Here is a 25311-nt window from a genome sequence, read left to right as displayed (position 1 = left end):
GCCCTGATGGACCCTGCCATCCTCGATGTCGACCTGCTGGCCTTCGAGCGCGGAGATGACAGAAGCCGGCAGGCGGTGATCGATGGGGTGAGACGCAGCCTGGCCACCGGCTTCGTGTACACCAGCAGCGATCTCTCCGCCGATCTGCTCGACACCGCTTACGGCATGCTGGCCCGCTTCTTCGCCCTCGATGGGGCCAGCAAGGGTCGCTTCACAGCAGCCGGGGCCTCCGGTCAGACGGGCTACACCGGCCTGCTGGTGGAAACCGCTGCCGGCAGCGAGCGGGCCGACTGGAAGGAGATGCTCAACTGGTCGGCGCCGATCCCGGCCGCCCACCCCCTGCGCCGCCGCTATCCGCTGCTCTACCCAGAGCCTTTGCTGCCCGAAGCGGTGGTGCCCGGCATCACTGAGGTGCTGTTGCGCTTCCACGGGGCGCTCGCCGATCTGCAGCGGCGCGTCCTGCGGGTGATCGCCCTGGGCCTGGGCGCGGCCGAGTGCTTGTTCGAGGAGATGGTCAGCGAGGCACCAACCCTCAGCCGTGCCATTCGCTACCCGCCCATGGCGGCCGCCCCCGGTCCAGGTCACCTCTGGGCCGCTGCCCACGGCGACATCAACCTGATCACCGCCCTGCCCCGGGCCAGCGGTGCAGGCCTGGAAGTGGAGGTGGCCGGCAGCTGGGTGCCGGCCCTGCCGCCCGAGGGGCAGGTGATCATCAACAGTGGCCTGATGCTGGAGCGGCTCAGCAATGGCCTCATCCCCGCCGGCCTGCACCGGGTGGTGGCGCCGCCCGATCCGAATCAGGAGCGGCTCAGCGTTGTGCAGTTCTGCCACGCCCGGCCCTCCACCCTGCTGGCGCCCCTGGCCAGTTGCTGCACCCCCGACAATCCCCAGCGCCAGGCTGGAGTGCTTGCCGCCGATGCACTCGAAGAGGTGCTGTACCGCATCAACCTCCTGTAGAGGTGGAGCGCCGCATCTGGGTGCGCCCGCGGCTGTCGCTCAGGCGTGGCGGCAACTGCCCTGGATCCAGCAGCTGCCGCGTGCGCATGTTGACGGTGCTGTCCCGGCGCAGGCCATTGCTCCAGTCGTAATCGAGCACGGTCAGGGTCTGGAACGGCGCCCCGCTCTGACCCAGCAGCCTGCGGGGACCGCTGCCGAGGGCACCGAGCTGGATCAGGTCGAGCTGGCCAAGCCTGCCGGGGTAGTAGGCGTGCTGATGACCGCTGATGTAGGCCTCCACATCGGCGCGCTCCAGCAGCTGGCGCAGCTCCAGGCTCTGGGCCAGCACGTTGCCGGCTGTGTCCCGTCCCTGGGAAACCCCCAGCAGGGGCAGGTGCCCCATCACCAGACGCCTCCTGGCCCTACGGGCCCCTGCGCTCTTCAGGCTCCGCTCCGCCCAGCGCAGTTGCTCGGCATGTATCTGGGCGGAGGAGGCGTCGAGCACCAGCAGGAACAGCCCGCCCTGGAGAACTGAATAGAAGAAAGGAAAGCCTGAGGCGTCGGCAAAGGTCAGGCCGAGGTCACCCTGCTGGCGGCGCCAGTAGCGGCTGGCCTCCTGCCGCTCCCGCTCGAAGGCATAGCGGCCGCCCACCAGGCTGCTGGAAGCATCGTGGTTGCCCATCGCCGGCACGAAGGGCAGGCCTGCCCGGCGCAGGGGCCTGAGCACCTGGCGATCGAAACCGGCCCACATCGCCTGCAGCTGGGTGGTGCCGAGACTCGCCTTCTGGCCGGCCACCATGTCGCCGGCGCACATCACCAGATCCGGGCGCAGGGAGGGGATCAGGGTGATGCCCTGGCCCACCTCGGGGATGTAGCTGGTGGAGCCATAGCTGGCATTGAGATCACTGATCAGCACCAGCCGCCTGTCGCCACGGGGGGGCAAGCCAAGGCCAGCGGCGCCCGCCGCCGCCAATGGGGCTGCCTGCGCCTGCCGCCAGGTGCTGAAGGCAGCACCCCCCAGGGCCAGCCCCCCCAGGCCGAGAACCTGACGTCGGGTAAGGGATGGGGCCATGGTTGTCATTGCCACTGTCAGACCATGCTGCCGGGGCCGGCGCTTTCTGAGCCAGACCCCATAGGCTGCCCCGGACCGCAACCCTGGCGTGAACTCCCACCTTCAGGAAGCAACCGATGAGGCCCCAACGATGAGCAGCAACGACTTCCGCTACGAGCCGGTGGAGAAATTCGGCGAAGGCCTCACCACCAGCCGGCCCTGGAACACCACAGCCCTGGCAGGGGTGGAGCTCCTCAATGGCCGGGTGGCAATGCTGGGCTTCAGTGCCGCCATCATCGGCGAATTGCTTACCGGCAAGGGCATCGTCGGCCAACTGGGTGCAGTGCTGGCCTGGTACCTCGGCTGAGTGAAGGCTGCGGCAACTTGAGGGTCTTCAGCTGGAGGGCGTGCGGGGAACTGGCGATCAGATCGATGGCCAGTGCGCGGTCCTGTTCTTTTATGGCTGGCGCTCAAGAAACCTGGCCATGGCTGGATCCCGGCCAATGAGTGCCTGGGCCTGAGCGCAGTCGGGTTGCAGAAGCTGAAAATCAGTGAATTCGAAGCCGGGAGCCACCGTGCAGCCCACAAGGACAGTCTCGCTGATCGGTTCAGCGGCCTGCCACATACCGGCCGGAATCACCTGACACCAGGAGTTGGCCTCAGCTGAGAGCGTCAGGCAGCTGGGGGAATCACTCGTGCCATCCCAGCTGTAGAGCCGGAGGCCTTGGCCCTGATAGAGATTCCATACCTCATCGGAGCCCACCCGGTGAAACAGGCTGCACTCACCTGGCCTCAACTGGAAATAGATGTGGGTGAGTGCGCAGCGGTTCTCACTGGTTGTTGTGATCACACGGCGCTTTGAACGGAACACCTCTAGGAAACGGCCGCCTTCAGGGTGATCCATCAGCTGCAGAGGTTGCATGGGCAGAACTGCCATCGGGTTACTCCAGGAGATCGATCACAGCAGAAGACTGGCAAACGTCAGCGCTCGTCGTCCGGCTCTCACTGTTCTGCGCTGGCCGTGGTCATGGCCCTAGGGTTCAGGCCCCAGATCCCTTTCTTGATGCAGAGCTCGATGCGGCCGGCCGGTGGCGATGGACCAGGAACCGGTTTTCAGCTGATCGCGGCCGCGGCGGTGGCGCTGCTGATCCTGCTCACTCAGACCATCTTCATCGTCCCAGCCGGCAACGTGGCTGTCGTGACCACCCTGGGACGCGTCACGGGGGGACAGCGCAGCCCAGGACCCAACGTCAAGGTGCCGCTGATTCAGGCCACATCCTTTTTCGATGTGCGCACTCAGGTGCGTCCGGAGCAGTTCTCCACCCTCACCAAGGATCTGCAGGTGATCGAGGCCACCGCCACGGTGAAGTACGCGATCAAACCGAAGGAAGCAGGACGGATCTACGAAACGATCGCCACCGACAACCAGCAGATTTATCCGCGCATCATTCAGCCATCATTGCTGAAGGCACTCAAGTCAGTGTTCTCCCAATATGAACTGGTGACAATCGCCACCGAGTGGAACAGTATTTCGGAGCTGGTGCAAGACAAGGTGGCTCAGGAACTGATCAAGTTCGACTATGTGCAGGTTCAGGGACTTGATCTCACCGGACTGCAGATCGCCGAAGAATACCGTGCCGCGATCGAGCAGAAGCAGATCGCCGATCAACGGCTGCTGCGTGCCCAGACGGAAGTGAAGATCGCCGAGCAGGAGGCCAAGCGCTACGAGATCCTCAACTCGAGCCTCGATGACCAAGTGCTCTACAAGCTGTTCCTCGACAAGTGGGACGGGCAGACCTCGGTTGTCCCGGCCCTGCCCGGCACAGCGGGCGGTGGCACTCCGGTGATCGTGAACGGCCGCCGTTGATGCTCAGTCGTAGCGGCAGTCTGGGGTGAGGCCGGGCAAGGTGAACTCCTGGAACCAGAGAAAGTCTCTACTTCTCCAGCCCAGATCGAAGGGGGCTGTGGAGGTCCATTCCCCCTCGTCTAACTGGAACCGTGATTTGAGGTAGTCGGGGACCAAAGCTGCCACTTCCTGCTGCCCTTCGCTCTCTTCATCGGCAAAGAGCCGATCGAGGTAGAGCACTGCGAAGATCGCCGCTTCCTCATCCACCACCACCACCTCGAACGGTCCGTCCTCTGCAGGCAGGGGGGTGACCTCGAAGAACTCATCACGCTCCAGAGGATCGGCCGGTGCCTTCTCCATCAGGGCCGCGAGGGCCTGCTTGAAGCGATCGAGAGTCATAGCGATGGCTGCGGCTGTTCCTGCATCCTCGCCCTGCCCCCCAGGCCCCAGAGCCAAAGCGTTACAGCCAGCCCATGCAGCAGCACCGGCGGCCAGAGGGAACCCGTTACCCCATAGATCAGCACGCAGGCGCCCCCCAGCAGGGCGCACTGCGCCAGGAAGCGCCCGTCGCGGAACACGCCTCGCCCCGGCGGATACCACCAGCGCGCCGCCACAGGGTGATACAGCACGAACAGACCCAGGCTCAGAGCTCCCCAGGCTGCAGCACTGGCAAGTGATTCACCTTCAAGCGGATGGGGCAGCAGGGCCACGCGGAAGATCAACTCCTCCCCCAGGGCCGGCATCAGCAGCAGAGCCGGAATGGCCCGCAGCGCCGGACCGATCGCCTCCAGCCTCCAGGGGCTCAGAAAACCTGACCGCCAGCCAAGAGGCAGGGCAAGCGCCGCATAGGCCACCAGGATCGTCAGAGCACGGCCAAGGGCGGCTGGGCCCAGGGGCGCGAACAGGGCATCGCTGAAACGCCGCAGCAGGGTGGAGAGAATCGGGATCTGACCCAGCAGCAGGGTCGGTGCCAGCGGCTCGATTGAGGTGTCGCCTCCCGCCAGCTGGTTGCTGCGCAGGAACCAGAGGCTGGCGCCATGCTGCAGGAATACCCGGGCCATGTCGTCGTGGGCGCGGCGGGGAAGCATCGAGCGCCAGCTCATCAGAGCGTCGAGCCCCGTTTCGCCTCGCGCGAACGCATCACCGGCCGCCACTGACGCGTTGTGGCGCCAGTCGGACCGTGCCGTGCCGAAGGGGGTCAGAAGCTCGTCGAGGGAGGAGGTGAGTCTCGCCAGTTGACGGAAGGCCTGGCTGGATTTTTCCTGAGGGTGGTCCCTGAGCCAACCTCGCAGCCTCGGTTCGTCCCCTGCCCGGCGGCGCAGGCGATCGATGGCGATGAAAAGCGCCTGGCTCGAATCCTGCACGCAGGATGTGGACGGGGTCACCGTGGAGACGCCGCTGCCATCGCCACTGCGGTAGCGGGCCATCAGCACCTCCGCCTGGATCTCCAGCTCCCGCAGCAGCGAGAGCCGTTGCCCATCCACTGTCAGGTCGTCGAAGGGCTGCAGTTTGATCAGCACATCAGAGATGGGCCTGGAGCCCAGCCAGCCCCGTTGCAGATCTCCGCTGAAGGCGGTCCAGTCCTGGGTTCCCGAGACGATGCCATTGGGGTTGTTGGCATAGATCTGGTGGTAGCGCAGATCGAAGCGCGGCTCGCCGGTGATGGCATCGCTCACCACACGCGCTTCCCCGAAGGCGAAATGGCCAGTCACGGTGGCGCCGCTGACCTGCTCACCCCCCGGCCCGCCGATGCCACCGAAGCTGTGGATCAGCAGGGCTCGATCTCCCTCCCGCCACCGCTCGCCCACCGGCCCCACAGGGCTGTTGCCATTAGCCCCTGAGTGCTCGAGCAGCACACGCTTGATCCGGCCCCGTTGCCGGGGGGTATCGGCCCAGTTGCCGCGCAGGATGTAGGGGATCCCCTGGTGAGCCGCGGGCAGCACGGCATCGGGTTGGAGCAGATGCAGGGCCCTCGGCTTGATCGCCTGCACGGTGAACAGCCCCTCGGCGTCGGGAGCGCCATAGAGGTACCACCCCTTGTCACCCACGGGATTGGAGCTGAGTCCCCGGGGAGTGGAGATCCAGCGGCCATAGCGGTCCCGCGGCTGCTGGGGCACACGCACCACCTCCTGGGGTCCGCTGAAGTCGTTCCGGCCTGGGTTCCAGTGGCGCACCCGCAAGCGCTCAGGATCCCCGGCGACAGGGCCGAGGATTCGCACCAGGCCCACATAGCGGCCGCTGATCTGCAGCGGTGGCCGTCCGATGGTCAGCCGGGTGGATCCTTCTGCTCCCGGCTCCAGTTCCACCTCCTCCAGCTGCACGATCAGATCGTCGTTGGGGCGTGCTCCTGCCAACGACTGCAAAGGCCCCACCCGCCGGCGCCCATCCAGGCGCCGCGGCAGCAGATTGCCCTGGGACTCGATCTCCTGCGCCGCCGGAGCGAAGCGCACATCGGTGCTCACACGCTCCACCAGCTCCCGCAAGGCCGGACGCTCCGCCCAGCCCAGGCGCAGCACCTGTCCCACCAGCCCGGCCGAGGCCGGCGGAGCATGCTCGATTTCGACCCAGACCCAGTCGCCGGGCTCCTGGCTGTTCTCTGCCGCGCCGGGCAGGATCAGGCGCCCGATCCAGTCGGCATGGGGACGGTACAGCTGCGGATCAGGGCGCTGGCTGAGCGGGTAGTGGCTGGGCCGGTTGAAGGGCGCGGCCTGGGCCAGGACATAGCTGCTGGTGGGGGCCGGCTCGCTCGCCTGCACCGGAGCCAGCAGGAGCGACACGGCCAGGGCCAGCAGGAGCAGGAGAGCCCGCAGTGGCCGGGGCCATGCACCAGACCGCCGTTGTGGCGACAGGCGGGCGGCGATTGGAATTCCTGGCGGCATCGGCACTGCTCTAGGGCCAGAGGCGCAGGGTCGCAGGCACCGCGTCCAGCCGCCAGAGCTGGGCCCGGTGGCGCAACAGCTCCTGGCCCACGATCGCCTCCACCCGCAGGCTCTCGAAGATCGGGTTGGCGGTGACGATGGCATCGACCGCCTGGCCTGGATCGCCCCCGGGCAGCGCCAGGCCGGAGACGACCTGGCGGCGGGCGCTCTGCTCGCCGCAGAACCCAGTGAGTCGCAGAGCGCTGGCCGGCGCCAGCGGCCGCAGCCGCGCCGCCAGGCCCGCCGTGATGAACAGCCCTTCCGCGCCGGTGTCGGCCAGGGCGAGGGCCAGGCCCGCCGGTGAACTGATAAGCAGCAGCGGCACCCCTTCCCTCCAGACCAGATTCAGGCTGGTGGAGGCCCCTGCCTGGTCTCCCCGGCGAAAACGATCGGCGTCAGCGAGGGCCAGCGGTCCGAGGCTCAAGCGCTGGCCGTGGGGATCAATCCAGAGCGGCTGCTGCCGCAGCTGCGGGGCCCCAAGGACACCGTCCACCCCCGGGGGCAGTCCCGCCACCGGCAGCACCAGCGCCTCCATGCCGCTGAGCTGGAGCCGTTCGCCAGCAGCAGCGAGTACCAGTTCGGGCAGCTTCACCCGCCGGGGCTTCAGGTCTGGGCAGGCCTCTCCGGCTCCGGCGAGCGCGAAGGTCTTCGGATCCACGACGCGGCTCTCAAGGCCCAGCCGGCGCACCAGCTCGGGGGTCACAAGAGTTGTGGAGGCGCCGGTATCGAGCAGCAACCGCACCGGGCCACCGCGGCTCTGCAGGCTGAGCACGGGGGTGTCCCCGCCAGTGGCCCGCTCCAAGGGGATGCTCACCTGGCCCCTGCTCTGGCCAGGGGCCAAGGGCGGACCCCCCAGCTGGATCAAAGCCGCCGTCGTGGTGGCCGGAGTTGTGGCTGGCGTGCTGGCCGCCGTGGAGCTGAGGGCGGGACCGGCGAGCTGCAGGCCCGCCACCGCCAACCCATGAGCCAGGGCAAGCACGGCCGCTTGTCTGCTCATCTGCCGTCGGCGCGGCGCAGGGTGACTGCCATGGCGCCATCTGGTCGCCGCAGCTCCAGCCGGTTCGCTTCGATCTGCCATTGGCTGGCGGATTCAAGGGCGCTCAGAAACTGGATTTCCTGCTCCATCACTCCCGCGGGCCGTACGCAGATCCTGCGGGTCGCCGCCGGCGGCCCCACCTTGATCGTTCCTTGGCCGAGCACGGCCGTTGCGGTGTAGCGGTTGCATCCAGCCGTTCCCACCAGGCGGCCCCTGGGGCGAAGTTCCAGGCTGAGCGTGGTGCCGGCAAGGGTGCTGACGACTGCCTCCTTGCCGTTGTTGAGCCCGGTGACGATCCAGAGGGCGCCGGCGATCTCCTGGGGCTGGGGCCGGAAGCGGGCCAACGCCTTGCCATTGGAGGCCATCAGCTCCAGCTGGCCGTTGCGAAGGCTGTAGCCCCTCGTCGCCGAAAGTGCCGCCCTGAATGACTGAGCCTGACGCATCTGGTCTTCGGGACAAGCCATCTGGGTGGAGGGGCCCTGGTCGGTCACGCGGAACATGGAGTCCCTGACCAGCACGGCAGCGGAATAGCGGTTGCAACCGTCGCTGCCGCTGATGCGGCCTTTCTCCAGGCGCAGGGTCGGAGCTGGGGGCACCAACGCTTTTTGCCCCGGAATCGACTCCAGCAGCCAGGCACTTCCCTCCAGGCCCTGGGTCTGCGCCAGCAGCGGACTGACGGTGATCGCCATCAGGGCGCCGATGGCCAGGCTGAGCGAAGCCCTTGCACCGGCTCTGCTTGTGATCACGTTGAGCTCCACCAACGGTGTCACCCATCCTGGTACCCAGCAGCACCAGGGCCGTGAGTCAACCCAGGAGCTCACTCTGAGGGTGAGAAACGGCCGATGACTTCCAGATAGCGGTCCTCCACGGCTCCCACCAGCAGCTGCTCAAGGCCGGCCTGACGCAGCTGGTCCTCCACCTCCTGAACCGTGAAGGCTGCCCGGAGAGAGTGGCGGTAGTCGTGCTGGAGCACGGGTGGGGCCCCGGCTGCATGGGTGGCCACCAGCCGATCAAGAGCGGCCTGATCGGCGGGCCGCCGTAGGTCCTTGATGTAGACCGCGGCCCCAGGGGCCGCCAGCTGCCGCAACGTGCTCCAGAGAACCTGGGGATCGTGCAGGTGATGCAGAAGGCTGTTGCTCACCACGGCGTCGTAGCCCCCCTTCAACTGAAGTGAGGGGAGCAGGGCCTGCTCGAAGCTCACGACTCCGGAGAGAAGGGAACCCAACTGAGGCTGTTGCTGCTTTTGCTGATCCTGGCGGGCGATGGCGATGGCCAGCATTGCGCCGGAGCCATCAACGCCCACCACCTGGCTGGAGGGGTAGCGGCTCGCCAGTCGGAAGGTGATGTTGCCGGGGCCACAGCCCAGATCGATGATTCGCTCCCCCAGCTGGGAGCCGAAACAGACGGCGATGCGTTCGACCATGGCCTCGTCGGAGGCACTGAAATCGGCCTCGGCGTAGGCCTGGGCCTGCTCGGCCCCATCCATCAATTCGGGCTCGCAGACGCGTTCGATCGGGCTGCTCCTGGAGCTATGTCAATTCTCCCATTGGTGGATCTAACCCCGCGGCTGTTTCAGGGGCTGGAGCGGCTCTTGGAGGTCTGACGTTCACCGCTACTGGTGAACTGATGCCAGCTGATCTGCTCGATCGTGCCCAGGGTCTGGGACTGTCCTGAGGCTGTGGTCACGGTGATCAGATCCGGGCGGCCCGCCAGCACCTCCAGCCCTGCCCCCAGGGAAAAGGTTCCGGTGCCGGTGAACAGGCCGCGGAACAGCTCCTTGCCTTCACCGTTGCGCACCTCAAGCCAGCTGGGTTCTCGGCTGCTGAGCAGAAGGCTCCCCTGGCTGGGCTTGGCGGGGTCGACAGGCTTGGCAGAGTCGGCGGGCTTGGCAGAACTGGCGGGCTTGACAGACTCGCTTGTTGTGCTTGCTGGCTTGGCGAGGTTGCTGGAGGAGGGTTGGATCTGCTTCGTGCCGATGGCCAGGCCCGCCACCAGGGCCAGCACGCCGGCACCGCCTGCCAGCAGCCAGGTCAGCCTGCCCCGTCGTCCGGGCTTCTGGATTGAAGGAAGCTGGGCGGCACTGCTGGGATCCCGGGGTGCCATGGCGGGGGCTGCCAGGCTCACCCTGGCCACGGTGCCCGAAGGCTGGCCCGCACTGGTTGGTGCTGGAGAGGGTGCGGAACGTCGGCTGACCCCAGGCAGGTGGATGTCCAGCAGAGACTCGGTCAGCTGATCGGCGTCGAGGCCAAGGCTGGTGGCCACCCGCCTGGCCTGGGCGATCAGGTAGATCCGCTCCGGCAGCCGTGTGTGATCACCCGACTCAAGGGCGCTGAGCCTGTCAGCCGAGAGGTAGTTCTGCTCCGCCAGCACCGCCAGGGGGATGCCCTGAGCTTCACGGGCCTCGGCAAGTGTCTTGCCCAGACTCACCAGGGCGGGTAATCGCTCGCAGTAGGCGGACTCGGTTGTGGCAACCGGTTCGCCGGGCTCCGCGGGGTGGGACGCGCGCTCCCTCACGCTGGGATTGCTTTCAAAAGATCCTTCCATCATGAAGGGAAGCTCCGATGCCATCAGACGCCACCGATGCAAGGCGCTTCTCGGCTGCCAGTGCAGACATTGCTTAAAGAACAGGGCTGCGTGATACGGCGAGGCCCAAGCCGCTGCCAGCAGACTGCAGGTCGTTGCATCGTCGTTGATGAGGAGTTCCAGGCCCCAGCTGCGCCTCTCCCGTTCTGGTCAACGCTCCCAGGCCACGCCCTGGATAGGGGGATTGGCCCGTGTACTCCTCGCCCTTGTGTTCGTTAACGCCCTGGTGGGCAAGCTGACGAATTTCACAGCGGTTGCCGAGAAAATTTCTGCCAAGGGGCTACCCCTGGCCCCGCTGCTGCTGGTGCTGGCCATGGCCCTGTTGGCTGTGGGATCAGCCCTGCTGATCCTTGGCTGGCGTCAGCGCCTGGGCGCGGTGCTGCTGCTGATTTTCCTCGTGCCTACCAGCCTGATCTTCCACAGCGACCTGGGCGACAGTTCGGAGCGCATCCAGCTGCTGAAGAACCTGGCGATCGTGGCTGGTCTGCTGCTGGTGGCTAATCAGCCCGGCGAGCGGCGACCGAGACTTCGCCGTCAGTAGAGACGGCTGAGCACAAACTCGGGCAGGCAGAGCAGGGCCGTGCGCGAATCGGAAGGGCTGAGCCACTGCAGGGCATCACCGGCTTCCCGCGCAAACCCTTCGGCCAGGGCCCTTGAGCGGGGGATCGCCTCGCAGCCCCGTACCAGGGCCAGGGCCTGGGCGAGATCATCGGGCTCACAGAGTTCCCGCTCGATCAGCCCCGCCAGGGCCGGTCGTTCTTCGAGCGCATAGAGAACCGGGGCCGTGAGATAGCCGGTGGCCAGGTCACTGGCGGCAGGCTTGCCCAGCTGCTGATCGCTGCCGGTGAAATCGAGGATGTCATCGACCACCTGGAAAGCGAGACCGAGCTGACGTCCGAAGCGGTAGAGGTCTTCGAGGCGGTCGTTGCCGAGGCCGCTCAGCACGCCGGAGGCCTTGGCACTGTTGGCGATCAGGGAGGCCGTCTTGCAGTAGCTCTTATCGAGGTATGTCTCGAAGCTCTGGCCCGTGTCGTAGCGGTAGAGGCCCTGCCGCACCTCACCATCGGCCAGGTCCATGATCACGCGGGAGAGCAGCTTGACCACCGCGAGGTCGTCGAGATTGGCCAGATGCCAGCTGGCCTGGGCAAACAGGAAATCGCCCGCCAGGACCGCCAGTCGGTTGTTGAAGCGGCTGTGCACCGTGTCCACCCCGCGCCGGGTGGACGCCTCATCCACCACATCGTCATGAACAAGCGAAGCGGTGTGGATCATCTCGGTGATCTCCGCCAGTCGCCTGTGGCGACTGGACAGTTCGCCGTCGGCAGAGAGGGCGCGCGAGAGGAGCAGCACGATGCCGGGGCGAATCCGCTTGCCTCCAGCGCTGAACAGGTGCTCGGCAGCGGCCTGAAGAATGGGGTGCCCCGCTCCGATCAGACTGCGCAGATCGCTCAGCAGGGTTTCCAGGTCGTTCTCGACCGGCTGGAGCAGCTCTGCAACGGTGGCCATGTCTCCCGCCAGGTGAGCTGATCCTAGAAGGCTCCCACCGATGACCGGAGGCAGACCCGCTCCACCTGGGGATGCCAGCCCAGCCAGGGGGCTGCAGCCAGGGCAAAGGCCTCGGCATCGCCCGTGACGCAGAACCGCCCCCGCTCCACCGGCACTTCACGGGGGTGAAGGCCGCAGGCGCGGGCTTGAAGCAGGGGTGTCTTGCCCAACAGTTGGCCCAGCTGAGCCACCGCCGCCTGGGCCGGGTCAACCAGCACCACCTCGGGAGGAAGCAGCTCACGCAGCAGTTCCTCCAGCAGGGGATAATGGGTACAGCCCAGCACGATCGCTTCCACCCTCTCCTCCAGCAGTGGCTTGAGGTAGGCGATCGCCGCAGCGCGCAGGCGTGGATCAGCGAAATTTCCGTCCTCGATCAGAGGCACGAATGCGGGACAGCCGATCTCAACCACATGGCAGGAGGGATCGGCCTGACGCAGGGCCCGTCCGTAGGCACCGCTGGATGCCGTGGCCGGGGTGGCGAGCACCCCAACCCGCCTGCAGTTCAGCTGGCTGGCCACGCAGTCGATCAGTCCGAGCACCGGCAGATCGCAGCCGGCCTCAGCCTCGGCGATGTCGAAGGCCAGGGCATTGGTGGTGTTGCAGGCCATCAGCACCGCATCCACCTGTTGCCGCCGCAGCCAGCCCACCACTTCCGCGGCGATATGGCGGATTTCATTGGCGGAGCGCTGGCCGTAAGGAACCCGGGCGGTGTCGCCGATGTACACGAAGGGAAGATCGGGATGATGCTCAAGCATCCGCCGCAAGACCGTCAACCCGCCCAGGCCGCTGTCCAGGAGGCCGATCCGCTGATCCATCAGCCCCCTGCCAGAAAAGCGAGAATACCTCGTGTGATCGCCTGGGCCAGCCGCTGCCGGTGCGAGGCGGTGGCCAGACGGGGCGAGTCGATGTCGCCGGTGACGAACCCGGTTTCCACTAGGGCGGCGGGCATCACCGTGCGGCGGATCACGAAGAACCGCCCAGTGCGTACACCCCGATCCGGGCTGCCGGGTGACACCGCGAGCACTTCCGACTGGATGGCGGCCGCCAGAGCTCTGGAGAGTGAACTCTGGAAATAGAAGGTTTCGATGCCGTTGACATCCGGCCGGGCCATGCTGAGGGCATTTGCGTGGATGCTCACGAAGGCATTGGCACCACTGCTGTTGGCCAGGGACACCCGCGGCGGCAGGTCCACGTCGATTTCCGAGGTGCGGGTGAGCACCACCTGAACCCCCTTGGCCTGGAGAAGCCGCGCCACCTGGAGACTGATGTCGAGCACCACATCGGTTTCACGCAGCCCGCCGATTCCCACTGCCCCTGGGTCGGGGCCTCCGTGGCCCGGATCGATCACCACCCGGTAGCGTCCGCGGGGCACATCGGGAAGTCCGGCGGAGGAGATGGGGACCCGGCTGTAGCCGGGTGTGAAACCCGGATTGGAGCGCCAGGGCACGGAAGCGGCGTTCACATCCCCTTCCCCAAACGTGCGCAGGCTGCCTCTGGGTAGACCCTCGAATTCGAGCTTCCAGCGGTCCCGGGAGGTGCCCACCAGCCTCAGCCGTCTGGGATCGAGCTGGGTGCCGGGCTGGAACTCGATCACCAGCCTGGTGGTCTCGGGATCGGGCTTGCCGATGCGCACCTCCCGCAGGACGCCGTTGCCGCGGATGCTGCGGGTACGGATGGGGGCTCCCGGTAGATCCACCCAGACCCTGGGCCCGATGTTGCCCCGCCCCGCTTCAAAGAAAGCCTGCAGGGAGATCGACGGGGAGGTGCGCAGCTCCAGCACCCCATTGCTGTCGATGCGCCAGGCCGCCAAGGCACTGGCTGCCCTGGCCGGCAAAGCTGCCAGCAGCAGGGCGGCCTGAAGAACTCCGCCGAGGAGAACACCTCGCATTGAGACGAAACGGAGTGGGCGTGGCTTCCTCAGGATCAGAACAGCGAAGGACGACGGTGGTTGAGGCTCGGCATCTGGGCACGGACCCGCTGGCCATGGTCAGGGTCGATGGGGGCCACGGCAAGCCCCACTCCGACGCCCGCATCGGCGAGCACCGTTCCCCAGGGATCGATGACCAGGGCATGGCCGTGGCTCTGGCGTCGCCCGTAGTGCAGACCGGTCTGGGCCGGTGCCAGCACGTAAGCCGTGTTCTCGATCGCGCGGGCCTGCAGCAGCACTTGCCAGTGATCCTTGCCGGTGAAGGCGGTGAAGGCCGCCGGAATCATGATCAGCTCAGCTCCGGCTCCGGCCAGGTGGCGGTAGAGCTCGGGGAAGCGCACGTCGTAGCAGATGGAGAGTCCGATCCTGCACAGGCCCGGGGCATCGACAACGGGCGGCAGGGCGGTGCCGGATCGGACGGTTTCCGATTCCCGATAGGTGTTGCCATCGGGCAGATCCACATCGAAAAGGTGGATTTTGTCGTAGCGGGCCAACAGCTGGCCGTCGCGACCCACCAGTTCCGCCCGGTTGTAGGTGGCTCGCTCGCCTGCAGGAACGGGAAAGCCACCACCGAGCAGGGTCACCTGGTAGCGCCGCGCCATCGTGACCAGGAAGCGGCTGCACCGGTCCGCCAGGCTGGGGGCCAGCTCCAGCCGCCGCTCGTCATCGCCCATGAAGGCGAAGTTCTCAGGCAGGCCCACGAGCTCGGCGCCACGACGGGCGGCCAGGTCAATCTGCTCTTCAGCGGCGGCAAAGTTGGCGTCCGGATCGGGCGTGCTGGTGAGTTGCACAACGGCAGCCAGAAAGCTCGTCACCAGGTGGAAGTGTCAGATCGGCCGAACTTTAGGGGGAGGTCCGTCAGAGCTCCGGTATGTGCGGCCCACCCGTGGGCTGGCCTCAACTGGCCTTGAGCACGCCTGGTTCCGCCTGCATCGGCACGATTGTGAGGGTATCGAGCGCGGCACAGCACTGGAAGTCGGCGTCGTGATTGCCCAGCCGGATCAAGCGCTGGCCGTGGCTGGCGGTGCGCAGGCAGCCCTCGGGGTTGTGTCGCCACTGCTGCCAGAGGGCCAGGGCCGCCACCATCTCATCGTTGCCGGCTGCCACGCTGATCCCCGCGGCAGGGGCCAGCTCGAGCAAAGCGGCGCCCACGGCGCCCGCCGCCAGGCTGTCCTCCAGCGAATAGGCACCCTCCCAGCCGCTGCCTACGATCCAGACGTTCTCAACACCTCGCTCGATCAGCCGTTGGGCCACAGCTGTGCGGTTTGGCAGGCAGGCGGTGAGGAGCAGGGGCAGATCCCTCACCCGGTCGAGGGAGCGGGTGCCGTTGGTGGTGCTCATGAAGATGCGCTTGCCCGCGACCAGCTCGGGGGTCACCCCAAGGGGCGAGTTGCCCATGTCGAAGCCCTCCACCCGGGCACCACCGCGCTCACCGGCTGTGAGACGGAGCTCGGCGGGCCAGGCGGCGGCACTGGTCTTGAGGTCTTCGAGATTGGCGAAGGCCTGGATCGCCTCGGCGCCGTTTTCCAGGGCCCAGGCCATCGTGGTGGTCGCCCGCAGCACATCGATCACCACTGCCGCGTCAGGGCTGCCGCCTTCGGCCGATCCAACAGCCGGTACGCACTCTGAGGTGTGGAAGGTATGGATCAGCACGGCGCGGCGAGTGGTGAGGGTGCGTCACAGTAAGCAGCAACGGAACTGAACCGATGCAGGCAGTGTTGCCGCGAAGCACCACCCGAGACCTGCGGGGTTTTCTGGCGCTGCTGGAACAGCGCGGACAGTTGCGGCGGATCACCGCGCCGGTCGATCCCGATCTGGAGCTCGCCGCCATCGCCGACCGGGTGCTGGCCCGTGGCGGACCAGGGCTGTTGTTCGAAAACGTGATCGGCAGCCCGATGCCGGTGGCGGTCAACCTGCTCGGCACGGTGGAGCGCGTGGTCTGGAGCATGGGCCTGGAGCGAGCCGAGCAACTCGAAGACCTGGGAGAACGGCTGGCCTTGCTGCAGCAGCCCCGCCCCCCCAAGGGCCTGCGCGAAGCGGCTCGTTTCGGCGGCGTGCTCTGGGATGTGGTCAAGGCCCGCCCCGACCTGGATCTGCTTCCCCCCTGCCACCAGCAGGTGTTCAAGGGGGATCAGGTGAATCTCGATGCCCTGCCGCTGCTGCGCCCCTGGCCAGGTGATGCCGGCGGTGTGGTCACCCTCGGTCTGGTGATCACAAAGGATCCGGAAACCGGCGTGCCCAACGTGGGCGTATACCGTCTCCAGCGCCAGTCGATGAACACCATGACCGTGCACTGGCTGAGCGTGCGCGGCGGCGCCCGTCACCTGCGCAAGGCCATGGCCCTGGGAAAGCCCCTGGAAGTGGCGGTTGCGATCGGCGTGCACCCACTGCTGGTGATGGCCGCCGCCACCCCGATTCCGGTGCAGCTCTCTGAGTGGCTGTTCGCCGGCATCTACGCCGGGGAAGGGGTGCGACTGGCGAAGTGCAAGACCCTCAATCTGGAGGTGCCGAGCCACAGCGAGGTGGTGCTGGAGGGCACGATCGCACCGGGTGAGGTGTTGCCGGATGGTCCGTTCGGCGATCACATGGGCTTTTACGGCGGCCTGGAGGATTCCCCCCTGGTGCGCTTCCACTGCGTCACCCAGCGGCGCGATCCGGTCTTTCTCACCACCTTCAGCGGCCGTCCTCCCAAAGAGGAAGCGATGCTGGCGATCGCACTCAACCGGATGTACACGCCGATTCTTCGCCAGCAGGTGCCGGAGATCGTCGATTTCTTCCTGCCGATGGAAGGCCTCAGTTACAAACTTGCGGTGATCGCGATCGACAAGGCCTACCCAGGCCAGGCCAAGCGGGCGGCGATGGCGTTCTGGAGCGCTCTGCCCCAGTTCACTTACACCAAGTTCGTGGTGGTGGTCGACAAGACGATCAGCATCCGTGATCCGCGCCAGGTGATCTGGGCAATCAGCGCCCAGGTGGATCCCCAGCGGGATCTGTTCGTGCTTGAGGACACCCCCTTTGACAGCCTGGATTTCGCCAGCGAGCGGCTCGGGCTCGGCGGTCGTCTGGCAATCGATGCCACCACCAAGATCGGCCCGGAGAAACGCCACGACTGGGGCGAACCGCTGCGTCGCACAGCTGAGCAGGAGGCCCGTGTGGATCAGCGCTGGGCCGAGCTGGGCCTGGCCGACATCGATGCCAGCGATCCCGATCCGGTGCTCTTCGGCTACACCCTCGAGCACGTGCTCGAGCGGCTCTCCGCTCGCGGCGGCTAGGCCAATGCCCTCTCCCAGGCGGTGATGCTCAAGCGCCGGGGCCTCCAAGCGATCCAGGCCTTGCTGGAGCTGGCACTGGAGCCCGAGCGCTGGCGCTCTGGGCCCGATCTGGCTGCCAGCCAGGCGATCCCCGAACCGATGTTGGAGCAGGTGCTGCAGCAGCTGCGCCGCGCTGAGCTGGTGGAGGCCCGACGAGGTCGCCATGGCGGTTACAGGCTTCAGCGCGCTGCCGCCGCCATTCCTCTGCTGGAGGTGCTGCGGGCGGTGGAAGCGGACCCGTCGCAGGAGCCGGCCACCGCTGCGGCCGCACAGCAGGCGGGGGAGCAGGTGGCCCTTGCCCTGGAGCGGCGGTTACAACTGGCACTGGAGCGGGAGCTGGCCCGGCTCAGCCTCGAGGAGCTGCTTTACGACCTGCGCAGTACCCAGGAGTGCCTGCGTCAGGAGGGAGGGCTGATGCTGGGCTGACCCAGCCGCCCATGAATCAGATCAGCCATCACCGGGCTGCTCAGCTCCCAGATAGGTGGTCCTGAGATCCTCGTGGGCCAGCAGCTCGGTGGCGCTGCCGCTGAGGCTGACACTGCCGGACTGGAGCACCACCCCCCGGTCGGCGATGGCCAGGGCCGCCTGGGCGTTCTGCTCGACCAGCAGGATCGTGAGCCCTTCGCGATGAAGCTGCCGAAGAATCGCCATCACCTCGGCCACCAGTTTCGGCGCCAGCCCCAGACTGGGCTCATCCAGCAGCAGCAGCCGCGGATGCCCCATCAGCGAGCGGGCGATCGCCAGCATCTGCTGCTCCCCGCCCGAGAGACTGCCGGCCAGCTGCGAGCGGCGTTCGCGCAGGCGGGGGAAGCGCTCGTAGCAGCGCTGAAGATCCCGCTCGATTCCGCGCCGATCCCGGCGCAGATAGGCCCCGAGCTCCAGATTCACAGCCACGGTCTGGCGAGCCAGCACCCGCCGCCCTTCCGGGCAGTGACCGATCCCGAGCCTCACCGTTCCCTCGGTGGGGGTCCTGGCCAGGCAGCGGCCCTGCCATTCGATCCTGCCCGCCTCCGGCTTCACAAGCCGCGAAATCGCTCGCAGGGTGGTGCTCTTGCCGGCGCCATTGGAGCCCAGCAAGGCCACCAGTTCCCCCTCGTGGATGTGCAGGTCGACCTCGCTCAGTGCGTTGATCGCCCCGTAGCGCACCGAGAGACCCCGGATGGCCAGCAAAGGCGGGCCTGCGGCAGTGACGCTCATGCACTCACCCCCAGGTAGGCCTCGATCACTGCTGGGTCATGGCGCACGCTCTCAGGCGTGCCCAGAGCGATCCGCCGGCCGAAATTCAGCACCGCCAGGCGGTCGCAGAGGCTCATCATCAGCGGCACATGGTGCTCAATCACGAGCACGGTGAGATCGAAGCGTGAGCGCAGGCGCCGGATCAGGGCCGAGAGCTCCTCCTTTTCGATCGGGTTCATGCCGGCGGCCGGTTCATCCAGCAGCAACAGGCGCGGGGCGGTGGCCAGGGCGCGGGCGATCTCCAGCCGCCGTTGTGAGCCGTAGGGCAGGCTGCCCGCCGGCTGCCGGGCTGTGTCGGCCAGGTCCACCAGCTCCAGCAGCTCCAATGCCCGTTGTCGCAACTCCCCCTGGCTCTGGCGAAACGATCGTCGACCCAGCAGGGCAGGGAGCAGGGGAGCGCGCGCACTGTGGTGCAGGCCGATCAGAACGTTCTCCAGGCAGCTCAACCGCTGGAACAGGTGCAGGTTCTGAAAAGTGCGGCCGATACCCAGGCGGTTGATCCGATCCGGGGGCAGGCCGTTGATCGCTCCATCACTCCAGCGGATCGACCCCGCCGTGGGGCGGCCCACGCCGGAAATCAGGTTGAACAGAGTGGTCTTGCCGGCTCCATTAGGGCCGATCAACCCGAAGATTTCCCCCGGCTGCACCTGCAGGGAAACGCGATCGAGAGCGAGCAGGCCACCGAAGCGGCAGCTCACCTCCTCCAGGGCCAACAGGGAGGATGCAGCTGTTGCCTGGGCTGAGGGAACCTGCATCAGGGGCGTCACAGGGTTTGCTGAAGCCTGGCCAGGCGCTCCGGGGTGATCAGGCCCTGGGGAAAGAGGATCGGCCCCAACAGGATCACCAGGCCGAAGAGAATCAGGCGCAGATCCCCCACCGGCCGCAGCAGTTCGGGCAGGGCCGTGATCACCAGCCCACCCAGCACAGGCCCCAGCCAGATCCGGGAGCCGCCGAAGACCACGAAGGCCAGGGTGGTGATGCTGGCGTCGAAGCCGCCCTGACGGGCATTCCAGGTGTTGAGGAAGTGAGCAGCCAGCACTCCGGTGAGCGCGGCAATCACGGCGCTGATCACGAAAGCGGTCAGCTTCACGTCGGCGCTGGGAATGCCCATGCAACGGGCGGCCAGCTCGTCATCGCGGATGGCGGCCATCGCACGCCCCAGCCTCATGTCCTCCAGACGGGCACACAACCAGCAGACCAGGGCCAGCAGCACCCAAGTGGCCAGGGCATAGCCCCCAGGGCCGGCAAAAGGCTGGGGAATGCCGAATATCCCCACTGCGCCACCGCTCCAGGCCAGGTTCAGGTTCAGCACTCTCAGGATCTCCACCAGGGCGATGGTGGCGATGGCCAGATAGATGCCGCGCAACTGCAGCACGGGTCTGCCGAGTACCAGCGCCACTGCTGCTGCCACCAGGGCCGCAACCACCAGCTCCAGGGCCAGGGAGGTAAGGGGGTAGCCGGCCCCATCGCCCGAAAGGGCAGACCAGCTGGTGGAGAGCAAGGCGGCCACATAGCCGCCGATCACATAAAAGCCCGGAGTGGCAAGCGAGAGCTGACCGCAGCGCAGGGGCAGGTAGACCGAGAGGGCCAGCAGGGCTCCGAAGCCCATCTGCACCAGCAGCGAAAGATCGCTCACACCTTGCTCGCCACGGGTTTGCCCAGCAATCCCTGGGGACGCAACAGGAGGACCAGAAACAGGATCGCGAAGGCCACCCCGTCCTTGTAGCCGGAGAGCTCCGAAGGCACCAGCGCTTCGGCCAGTCCCACGATCAGGCCGCCGAGCACCGCTCCCGGCACGCTGCCCAGACCGCCCAGCACCAGCACCCCCAGCCCCTTGAGCCCGTAGCCGATGCCGAAGTAGGGCCCGGCAATGCTCACGCTCAGGCCCACCAGCCCGCCAGCCACCCCAGCAAGGAACCCGCTCAGCGCGAAGGCCAGGCGGATCATGGCGCCGGAGTCGATTCCGAGCAGACGGGCGGTGACCGGATCCTCTGCCACAGCCTGCAGGGCTTTGCCGCCCCGACTGCCCTCCAGCCAGAGCGTGAGCAGCGCCACCAGCAGGGTTGCCACCAGCAGCAGGAGCACCTGCACGGTGCGGATCTGGGCGCCGCCCAGGGCCAGTGCCGACGGCAGTGCCGCCAGGGTGGAGGTGGGGATCGAGTAGCTCTCGGCTCCCATCAGCAGCTGCACCAGGTTCACCAGCACCACCCCTGCTCCCAGGCTGGAGATCAGGTAAAGCAAAGGCTCGGCGTTGCGTTGGCGCAGGGGGCGGAACGCCATAGCCTCCACCCCCAGGCCCACCAGGGCGGAGCCAGCTCCAGCCAGGGCCAGGGCCAGCCAGAACGGCAGGGAAACAGGCAGTTGCCAACCAGCAAGCAAGCCATTGGCACCCACCGCACCACCGATCAGCAGGTAAGTGAGGTAACCCCCAATCGTGAACATCGCTCCTTGGGCGAAGTTGATGACCCCCAGTACCGAAAACACCAGGGTGTAGCCGAGTGCGAAGAGGGCATAGACCGCACCGGAGGCCAGTCCGTTGATCAGAATCTGCAGGAGATGAACCACGCCAGGCTCAGGGAAGCAGCAGGAAACGGCCGCTGCGACCGTCTGGCTGCATCCGCACCTGGGCAACGTGGAAGCGTTGCTGCAACACCTCACCATCGGGGCTGAAGCTGATCTCGCCAAGGGGAGTGTCGTATTGGCCGCCGAGGAGTTCGGCCATCAGCGCCTTGCGTGCCTCCCCCAGGGACAACTGGGCCAGCGGCTGGCGTTGGTTCAGCCGCTGCAACGCTTCAGCCACCACCTGGTAGGACGTGAAGGCCTGGGCCGTGAGCTGGGGGGGAATCGCTCCACCTTTGGCCTTTTGATACAGAGCCACGAACTCGCGGTTCACGGGCGTTTCTAGCTCGGGGCTGTAAGCCTGGGCAATCAGGATGCCGTCGCAATAGCGCTGGCAGATCGGATAGATGTTCGGCGTGTTCATCCCATTTCCCACCACGATCGCGCCCCTGTAGCCCAGCTCCCGCAACTGACGGATCAGGTTGCCCCCGTCAACCGCCTGAGCCGAGATCACAATCAGATCGGGTGACTCCCGCAGGGCGGAAGTGATCTGATTCTGAAAATCCTGGTCATTGAGCTGGGTGCGCTGCACCGTCACGGGTTTGAGCCCTTTGTCGGTTAGGGCCTTCTGGAAGATGACGGTCTCGGAGGTGCTGTAGGCGTCGTCCTGGGCGTAAAACACCGCCGCCCGACGGATCGAGGGTGTCAGCTGCAGGGCCTTGGCGATCGAAAGGGGTGCAATCTCGGTGCTGGGGGCCGACACCCGACTGATGAAGCTGCCGATCTGGGGAATGCCGGTGGCGGTGTTGGAGGGCGCCACCACCGGCACACCACGGCGCTGGGCAATCGGGTCGGCCGCGAAGGCCTGCTGGGAGAGGGTGGGACCGATCAGGGCCACCACCCCGGCATCGATCAGCAGGTTGAAGGCCTGGCTGGCGGTGGCCTCATCGCCGCCGCCGTCCTCCAGCCGCAGGTTCAGTTCCAGCGCATCCTGAGAGTTGGCATTCCGGCGTTGCTGGAACCAGTCCTGAGCCAGCTTGAGGCCGATCTGCTGGTCCTGTCCGTAGGCATTGGCATTACTGGTGAGTGAGAGCACCGCCCCGACGGGAACGCCGCCCTTGAGCTGCAGCGGCTGGTCATCGGCGCGGGGGCCGCACGCCGCGAGTCCGGCCGCCATGGCAAGTGCAGCCCCCAGGGCGACCGCGATCCGTGAGCGCTGGCCCACCTGCATCAGGCGATGGCGGCGAAGCAGTCGCGGAACGCCTCCAGGGTGGCATCGATGTCTTCGTCCGTGTGGGCCAGCGAGGTGAAGCCGGCCTCGAAAGCGCTCGGCGCCAGGTAGACGCCGCGCTCGAGCATGGCCCGGTGCAGCTTGCCGAACCGCTTGGTGTCGGCTGCTTTGGCTTGCTCGAAGTTGCGCACCGGCCCGTCGCAGAGGAAGAAGCCGAACATGGCACTGATGCTGCCGCCGCAGATAGGCAGGCCGGCATCCCTGCCGGCGGCCAGGATGCCGGCGAGCAGCCGCGAAGTGGTGGCCTCGAGTTTCTCATAGGTGCCGCTCTGGCGCAGCAGCTCCAGGGTGTGGATGCCGGCGGTCATCGCCAGGGGATTGCCGCTGAGGGTTCCCGCCTGGTACATCGGACCGGCCGGCGCCACCATCGCCATGATCTCGGCGCGGCCGCCGTAGGCACCCACGGGCAGGCCGCCGCCGATCACCTTGCCAAGGGTGGTGAGATCAGGGGTGATGCCGAACTTGGCCTGGGCGCCGCCGTAGCTGATCCGGAAGCCGGTCATCACTTCATCGAAGGTGAGCAGGGCGCCGTTTTCGGTTGTGATCTCACGCAGGCCCTCCAGGAAGCCCGGTTCAGGGGGCAGGAAGCCGGCATTGCCCACCACCGGCTCCAGGATCACACCGGCGATTTCACCGGGGTTTTCGGCGAACAGCCGCTTGACCGCTTCCAGATCGTTGTAAGGAGCAGTGAGCGTGCTGGCAGTGGTGCTGCGGGGCACGCCGGGGGAATCGGGCAGGCCGAGCGTTGCCACGCCCGAGCCGGCCTTCACCAGAAACATGTCGGCGTGGCCGTGATAACAGCCCTCGAACTTGATCAGCTTTTCGCGCCCGGTGAACGCCCGCATCAGCCGCAGTACCGACATGCAGGCTTCGGTGCCGGAGTTCACGAAGCGCACCATCTCCACGGAAGGGACGGCGTCGATCACCATCTGGGCCAGCTGGTTCTCCAGGGCGCAGGGGGCGCCGAAGCTGGTGCCTTTGCCGAGCGCGTTACGCAGGGCGCCGATCACCTTCGGGTGGGCATGGCCGCAGATCGCCGGACCCCAGCTGCCGATGTAATCGATGTAGCGGTTGCCGTCCACGTCCCAGGCGTATGCCCCCTTGACCCGGTCGAAGACGATCGGGTCACCGTCAACCGAGCGGAACGCCCGCACTGGCGAACTGACCCCACCGGGCATCAGGGTCTGGGCGGCACTGAAGAGTTCCTGGGAACGGGAAGTGTTCAGGGCAGGAACCGAAACAGGGGCCGAAGTCAAGGCTTGATCCGCGAACGTTGAAAGGGGTGAAGAGCTTGAGCCGACGCTGAGGACTGCTTCCGCACTTCCAGACCATGTTGCATTCTCGCCCAACGCCCTGCCGATCGTTTCAACGGGGCACCAGCGGGCGGATCACCCCTCCAGACTCCAGCCGATCCCGCTTGCTCATGACTTCGCGACGAGTCTTGCCAGCCCGGGGCTCTGGGGGATTGACCACTCGCCATGCTCGCTATGGTCACGGAGCTGCACCCTGTTGTTGGCTGACCCCTTGGCCGAGCCGCATGCCCTGACCCTGCCCTGGAGGCGGATCGAGCGGCGCCTGCGCCAGCTGCTGCCCACCAGGGCGGTGGTGGCCCGTCGCGCGGAGCTGCTCACTTACGACAGTGATGGTCTGACCCTGCATCGACATGAACCACCCCTGGTGGTGTTGCCCGAAACCACCGAGCAGGTGGCCGCGGTGCTGCGCCTCTGCCAGGAGGAGGGCGTGCCATTTGTGGCCCGGGGCAGCGGCACCGGTCTCTCCGGTGGAGCCGTGGCCGAGCAGGAGTCGTTGCTGGTGGTGACCAGCCGCATGCGCTCGGTGCTTGCCCAGGATCTGGAGAACCAGCGCATAACAGTTCAGCCGGGGGTGATCAACAGCTGGGTGACCCGCGCCGTGGCCGGCGATGGCTTCTACTACGCCCCCGACCCCTCCAGCCAGGTGGTCTGCAGCATCGGCGGCAACGTGGCCGAGAACGCCGGGGGGGTGCACTGCCTCAAGTACGGCGTCACCAGCAACCACGTCCTGGAATTGGAGGTCGTGCTCCCCGATGGCAGCATCACCCGTCTGGGGGGAAGCCTGGCGGAAATGCCGGGTCTGGATCTGCGTGGGGTCTTCATCGGCAGCGAGGGCACCCTCGGCATTGCCACCGCCATAACCCTGCGGCTGCTGCCTCAGCCCCAGACGGTGCAGGTGCTGCTGGCGGATTTCCCATCGATGGAAGCGGCTGGTGAGGCCGTGCGCCTCGTCACCGAAGCGGGGGTGCTGCCGGCGGGGATGGAGATCATGGACAACTTCACGATCAACGCCGTCGACGACCTCTTCGGCTGCGATGAATACCCCCGTGACGCCGCGGCGGTGCTGCTGATCGAGCTCGATGGCCGACTCGAGGAGGTGAGCGCCGCGGCTGAGCGGGCGATGGAGCTCTGCCGCCAGGCCGGAGCCCGCTCCCTGCGCCGGGCTGAATCAGAGACCGATCGGGCCCTGCTCTGGAAGGGCCGCAAATCAGCCTTCGCGGCCGTCGGACGAATCACCCCCACCTATTACGTGCAGGACGGGGTCGTTCCCCGCAGCGCCCTGCCTCGAGTGCTGGCGGCGATCGAGGAACTCAGCCGCCGCTACTCCCTGCCAGTGGCCAACGTTTTTCATGCCGGAGACGGCAATCTGCACCCGCTGATCCTCTACGACGCCAACCAGCACGACGTGCAGGAACGGGTTCAGTCTCTCGGCGCCGACATCCTGCGACTCTGCATAGACGCCGGCGGCAGCATCACCGGCGAACACGGGGTGGGAGCCGACAAGCGCTGCTACATGGATTGGATGTTCTCACCCGAGGACCTGGGCACGATGCAACTGGTGCGCAACGCCTTCGATCCCGAGGGTCGAGCCAACCCCGGCAAGCTCTTCCCCACCCCCCGCAGTTGCGGCGAATCGGCTCGTCGTGCCCGCAGCGTGCGCGTTCAGGTGGACGCTGCCCAGCAGGCCGATCAGCCCCTGGCTGCCCCGATCGAGGTGTTCTGACGGCGCACCTTTGGCGGCCCAATCTGGTTGCTGCCC

General features: G+C 66.8%; 26 protein-coding genes. 7 read left to right on the top strand and 19 right to left on the bottom strand.

The features are described from left to right. The first annotated feature begins 6 nt into the window (after nucleotides 1–6). A complete protein-coding gene (locus tag KBY93_RS06795) occupies nucleotides 7–957 on the top strand; it encodes an isopenicillin N synthase family oxygenase (RefSeq protein ID WP_255093511.1) in 951 nt (316 codons plus the stop codon). Here KBY93_RS06795 and KBY93_RS06790 read toward each other — a convergent pair. Next, nucleotides 944–2008, bottom strand: a complete 1065-nt coding sequence (locus tag KBY93_RS06790) for a metallophosphoesterase (protein WP_255093510.1) — start codon at nucleotides 2006–2008, stop codon at nucleotides 944–946. The two genes, KBY93_RS06795 and KBY93_RS06790, sit on opposite strands and share 14 nt — an antisense overlap. A 130-nt stretch (nucleotides 2009–2138) precedes the next feature. Here KBY93_RS06790 and KBY93_RS06785 point away from each other — a divergent pair, with 130 nt between their 5' ends. Then, complete coding sequence (locus KBY93_RS06785) at nucleotides 2139–2354, top strand: chlorophyll a/b-binding protein (RefSeq protein ID WP_255093537.1); 216 nt, start codon at nucleotides 2139–2141, stop codon at nucleotides 2352–2354. 90 nt (nucleotides 2355–2444) lie between these two features. Here KBY93_RS06785 and KBY93_RS06780 read toward each other — a convergent pair whose 3' ends face one another. Beyond that, the gene (locus tag KBY93_RS06780) at nucleotides 2445–2909 is read right to left on the bottom strand and encodes a cupin domain-containing protein (RefSeq protein ID WP_255093509.1); all 465 of its coding nucleotides are present in this window, start codon (nucleotides 2907–2909) and stop codon (nucleotides 2445–2447) included. Between the two features lie 141 nt (nucleotides 2910–3050). Here KBY93_RS06780 and KBY93_RS06775 point away from each other — a divergent pair, with 141 nt between their 5' ends. Continuing rightward, the gene (locus KBY93_RS06775; RefSeq protein ID WP_094553815.1) at nucleotides 3051–3854 is read left to right on the top strand and encodes a prohibitin family protein; all 804 of its coding nucleotides are present in this window, start codon (nucleotides 3051–3053) and stop codon (nucleotides 3852–3854) included. Between the two features lie 3 nt (nucleotides 3855–3857). On the opposite strand, the gene KBY93_RS06770 is transcribed toward KBY93_RS06775, so the two are convergent. The 6 genes from KBY93_RS06770 to KBY93_RS06745 all read right to left on the bottom strand — a co-directional run bounded on the left by KBY93_RS06770 (nucleotide 3858) and on the right by KBY93_RS06745 (nucleotide 10301). After that, nucleotides 3858–4232, bottom strand: a complete 375-nt coding sequence (locus KBY93_RS06770; RefSeq protein ID WP_094553814.1) for a hypothetical protein — start codon at nucleotides 4230–4232, stop codon at nucleotides 3858–3860. Beyond that, entirely contained in the window at nucleotides 4229–6610 is a 2382-nt protein-coding gene (locus KBY93_RS06765; RefSeq protein ID WP_255093508.1) for a type II CAAX prenyl endopeptidase Rce1 family protein, read from the bottom strand. Before KBY93_RS06765 ends, KBY93_RS06770 begins: the two co-directional genes overlap by 4 nt. 112 nt (nucleotides 6611–6722) lie before the next feature. Further along, entirely contained in the window at nucleotides 6723–7748 is a 1026-nt protein-coding gene (locus KBY93_RS06760; protein WP_255093506.1) for a retropepsin-like aspartic protease, read from the bottom strand. Further along, complete coding sequence (locus KBY93_RS06755) at nucleotides 7745–8545, bottom strand: META domain-containing protein (protein ID WP_255093536.1); 801 nt, start codon at nucleotides 8543–8545, stop codon at nucleotides 7745–7747. Before KBY93_RS06755 ends, KBY93_RS06760 begins: the two co-directional genes overlap by 4 nt. A gap of 59 nt (nucleotides 8546–8604) precedes the next feature. Continuing rightward, complete coding sequence (locus KBY93_RS06750) at nucleotides 8605–9273, bottom strand: trans-aconitate 2-methyltransferase (protein ID WP_255093505.1); 669 nt, start codon at nucleotides 9271–9273, stop codon at nucleotides 8605–8607. A gap of 86 nt (nucleotides 9274–9359) precedes the next feature. After that, nucleotides 9360–10301, bottom strand: a complete 942-nt coding sequence (locus tag KBY93_RS06745; RefSeq protein WP_255093504.1) for a helix-turn-helix domain-containing protein — start codon at nucleotides 10299–10301, stop codon at nucleotides 9360–9362. 178 nt (nucleotides 10302–10479) lie between these two features. Here KBY93_RS06745 and KBY93_RS06740 point away from each other — a divergent pair, with 178 nt between their 5' ends. After that, a complete protein-coding gene (locus KBY93_RS06740; protein WP_255093502.1) occupies nucleotides 10480–10911 on the top strand; it encodes a DoxX family protein in 432 nt (143 codons plus the stop codon). On the opposite strand, the gene sds is transcribed toward KBY93_RS06740, so the two are convergent. The 5 genes from sds to KBY93_RS06715 all read right to left on the bottom strand — a co-directional run bounded on the left by sds (nucleotide 10905) and on the right by KBY93_RS06715 (nucleotide 15495). Next, entirely contained in the window at nucleotides 10905–11876 is a 972-nt protein-coding gene (gene sds, locus KBY93_RS06735) for a solanesyl diphosphate synthase (RefSeq protein WP_255093501.1), read from the bottom strand. The genes KBY93_RS06740 and sds overlap by 7 nt on opposite strands. A 23-nt stretch (nucleotides 11877–11899) precedes the next feature. After that, nucleotides 11900–12730, bottom strand: coding sequence for a glutamate racemase (gene murI / locus KBY93_RS06730; RefSeq protein WP_255093500.1), 831 nt, complete (start codon nucleotides 12728–12730; stop codon nucleotides 11900–11902). Beyond that, nucleotides 12730–13803: an N-acetylmuramoyl-L-alanine amidase gene (locus tag KBY93_RS06725; protein WP_255093499.1), complete on the bottom strand. Its 1074-nt coding sequence runs from the start codon at nucleotides 13801–13803 to the stop codon at nucleotides 12730–12732. Before KBY93_RS06725 ends, murI begins: the two co-directional genes overlap by 1 nt. A gap of 35 nt (nucleotides 13804–13838) precedes the next feature. After that, nucleotides 13839–14657, bottom strand: a complete 819-nt coding sequence (locus KBY93_RS06720) for a carbon-nitrogen hydrolase family protein (protein WP_255093498.1) — start codon at nucleotides 14655–14657, stop codon at nucleotides 13839–13841. An 82-nt stretch (nucleotides 14658–14739) separates the two neighbouring features. Beyond that, nucleotides 14740–15495, bottom strand: a complete 756-nt coding sequence (locus KBY93_RS06715) for a 2-phosphosulfolactate phosphatase family protein (protein ID WP_255093497.1) — start codon at nucleotides 15493–15495, stop codon at nucleotides 14740–14742. A gap of 53 nt (nucleotides 15496–15548) precedes the next feature. Here KBY93_RS06715 and KBY93_RS06710 point away from each other — a divergent pair, with 53 nt between their 5' ends. Continuing rightward, complete coding sequence (locus KBY93_RS06710; RefSeq protein WP_255093496.1) at nucleotides 15549–17114, top strand: UbiD family decarboxylase; 1566 nt, start codon at nucleotides 15549–15551, stop codon at nucleotides 17112–17114. Between the two features lie 24 nt (nucleotides 17115–17138). After that, complete coding sequence (locus KBY93_RS06705) at nucleotides 17139–17579, top strand: Rrf2 family transcriptional regulator (protein ID WP_094553802.1); 441 nt, start codon at nucleotides 17139–17141, stop codon at nucleotides 17577–17579. Between the two features lie 21 nt (nucleotides 17580–17600). On the opposite strand, the gene KBY93_RS06700 is transcribed toward KBY93_RS06705, so the two are convergent. The 6 genes from KBY93_RS06700 to hemL are packed head-to-tail and all read right to left on the bottom strand — an operon-like array spanning nucleotide 17601 to nucleotide 23465. Next, entirely contained in the window at nucleotides 17601–18350 is a 750-nt protein-coding gene (locus KBY93_RS06700; protein WP_255093495.1) for an ABC transporter ATP-binding protein, read from the bottom strand. After that, nucleotides 18347–19144 carry an ABC transporter ATP-binding protein gene (locus tag KBY93_RS06695; RefSeq protein WP_255093494.1) on the bottom strand — a complete coding sequence of 266 codons (798 nt, stop codon included), beginning with the start codon at nucleotides 19142–19144 and terminating at the stop codon, nucleotides 18347–18349. Before KBY93_RS06695 ends, KBY93_RS06700 begins: the two co-directional genes overlap by 4 nt. A gap of 8 nt (nucleotides 19145–19152) precedes the next feature. After that, nucleotides 19153–20025: a branched-chain amino acid ABC transporter permease gene (locus tag KBY93_RS06690; RefSeq protein WP_255093493.1), complete on the bottom strand. Its 873-nt coding sequence runs from the start codon at nucleotides 20023–20025 to the stop codon at nucleotides 19153–19155. Then, entirely contained in the window at nucleotides 20022–20954 is a 933-nt protein-coding gene (locus tag KBY93_RS06685; protein ID WP_255093492.1) for a branched-chain amino acid ABC transporter permease, read from the bottom strand. Before KBY93_RS06685 ends, KBY93_RS06690 begins: the two co-directional genes overlap by 4 nt. Nucleotides 20955–20961: 7 nt before the next feature. Beyond that, nucleotides 20962–22125, bottom strand: a complete 1164-nt coding sequence (locus KBY93_RS06680; RefSeq protein WP_255093490.1) for an ABC transporter substrate-binding protein — start codon at nucleotides 22123–22125, stop codon at nucleotides 20962–20964. Nucleotides 22126–22178: 53 nt separating this feature from the next. Continuing rightward, a complete protein-coding gene (hemL, locus tag KBY93_RS06675) occupies nucleotides 22179–23465 on the bottom strand; it encodes a glutamate-1-semialdehyde 2,1-aminomutase (protein WP_255093535.1) in 1287 nt (428 codons plus the stop codon). A 298-nt stretch (nucleotides 23466–23763) separates the two neighbouring features. Here hemL and KBY93_RS06670 point away from each other — a divergent pair, with 298 nt between their 5' ends. Further along, nucleotides 23764–25275, top strand: a complete 1512-nt coding sequence (locus KBY93_RS06670) for an FAD-linked oxidase C-terminal domain-containing protein (protein ID WP_255093488.1) — start codon at nucleotides 23764–23766, stop codon at nucleotides 25273–25275. The last annotated feature ends 36 nt before the right edge of the window (nucleotides 25276–25311 follow it).

It is taken from the genome of Synechococcus sp. J7-Johnson (assembly GCF_024345795.1).
Classification (GTDB): Bacteria; Cyanobacteriota; Cyanobacteriia; order PCC-6307; family Cyanobiaceae; genus Regnicoccus_A.
The sequence above is the reverse complement of the archived record's forward strand: the minus strand, read 5'-3'. Positions and strand labels throughout refer to the sequence as shown.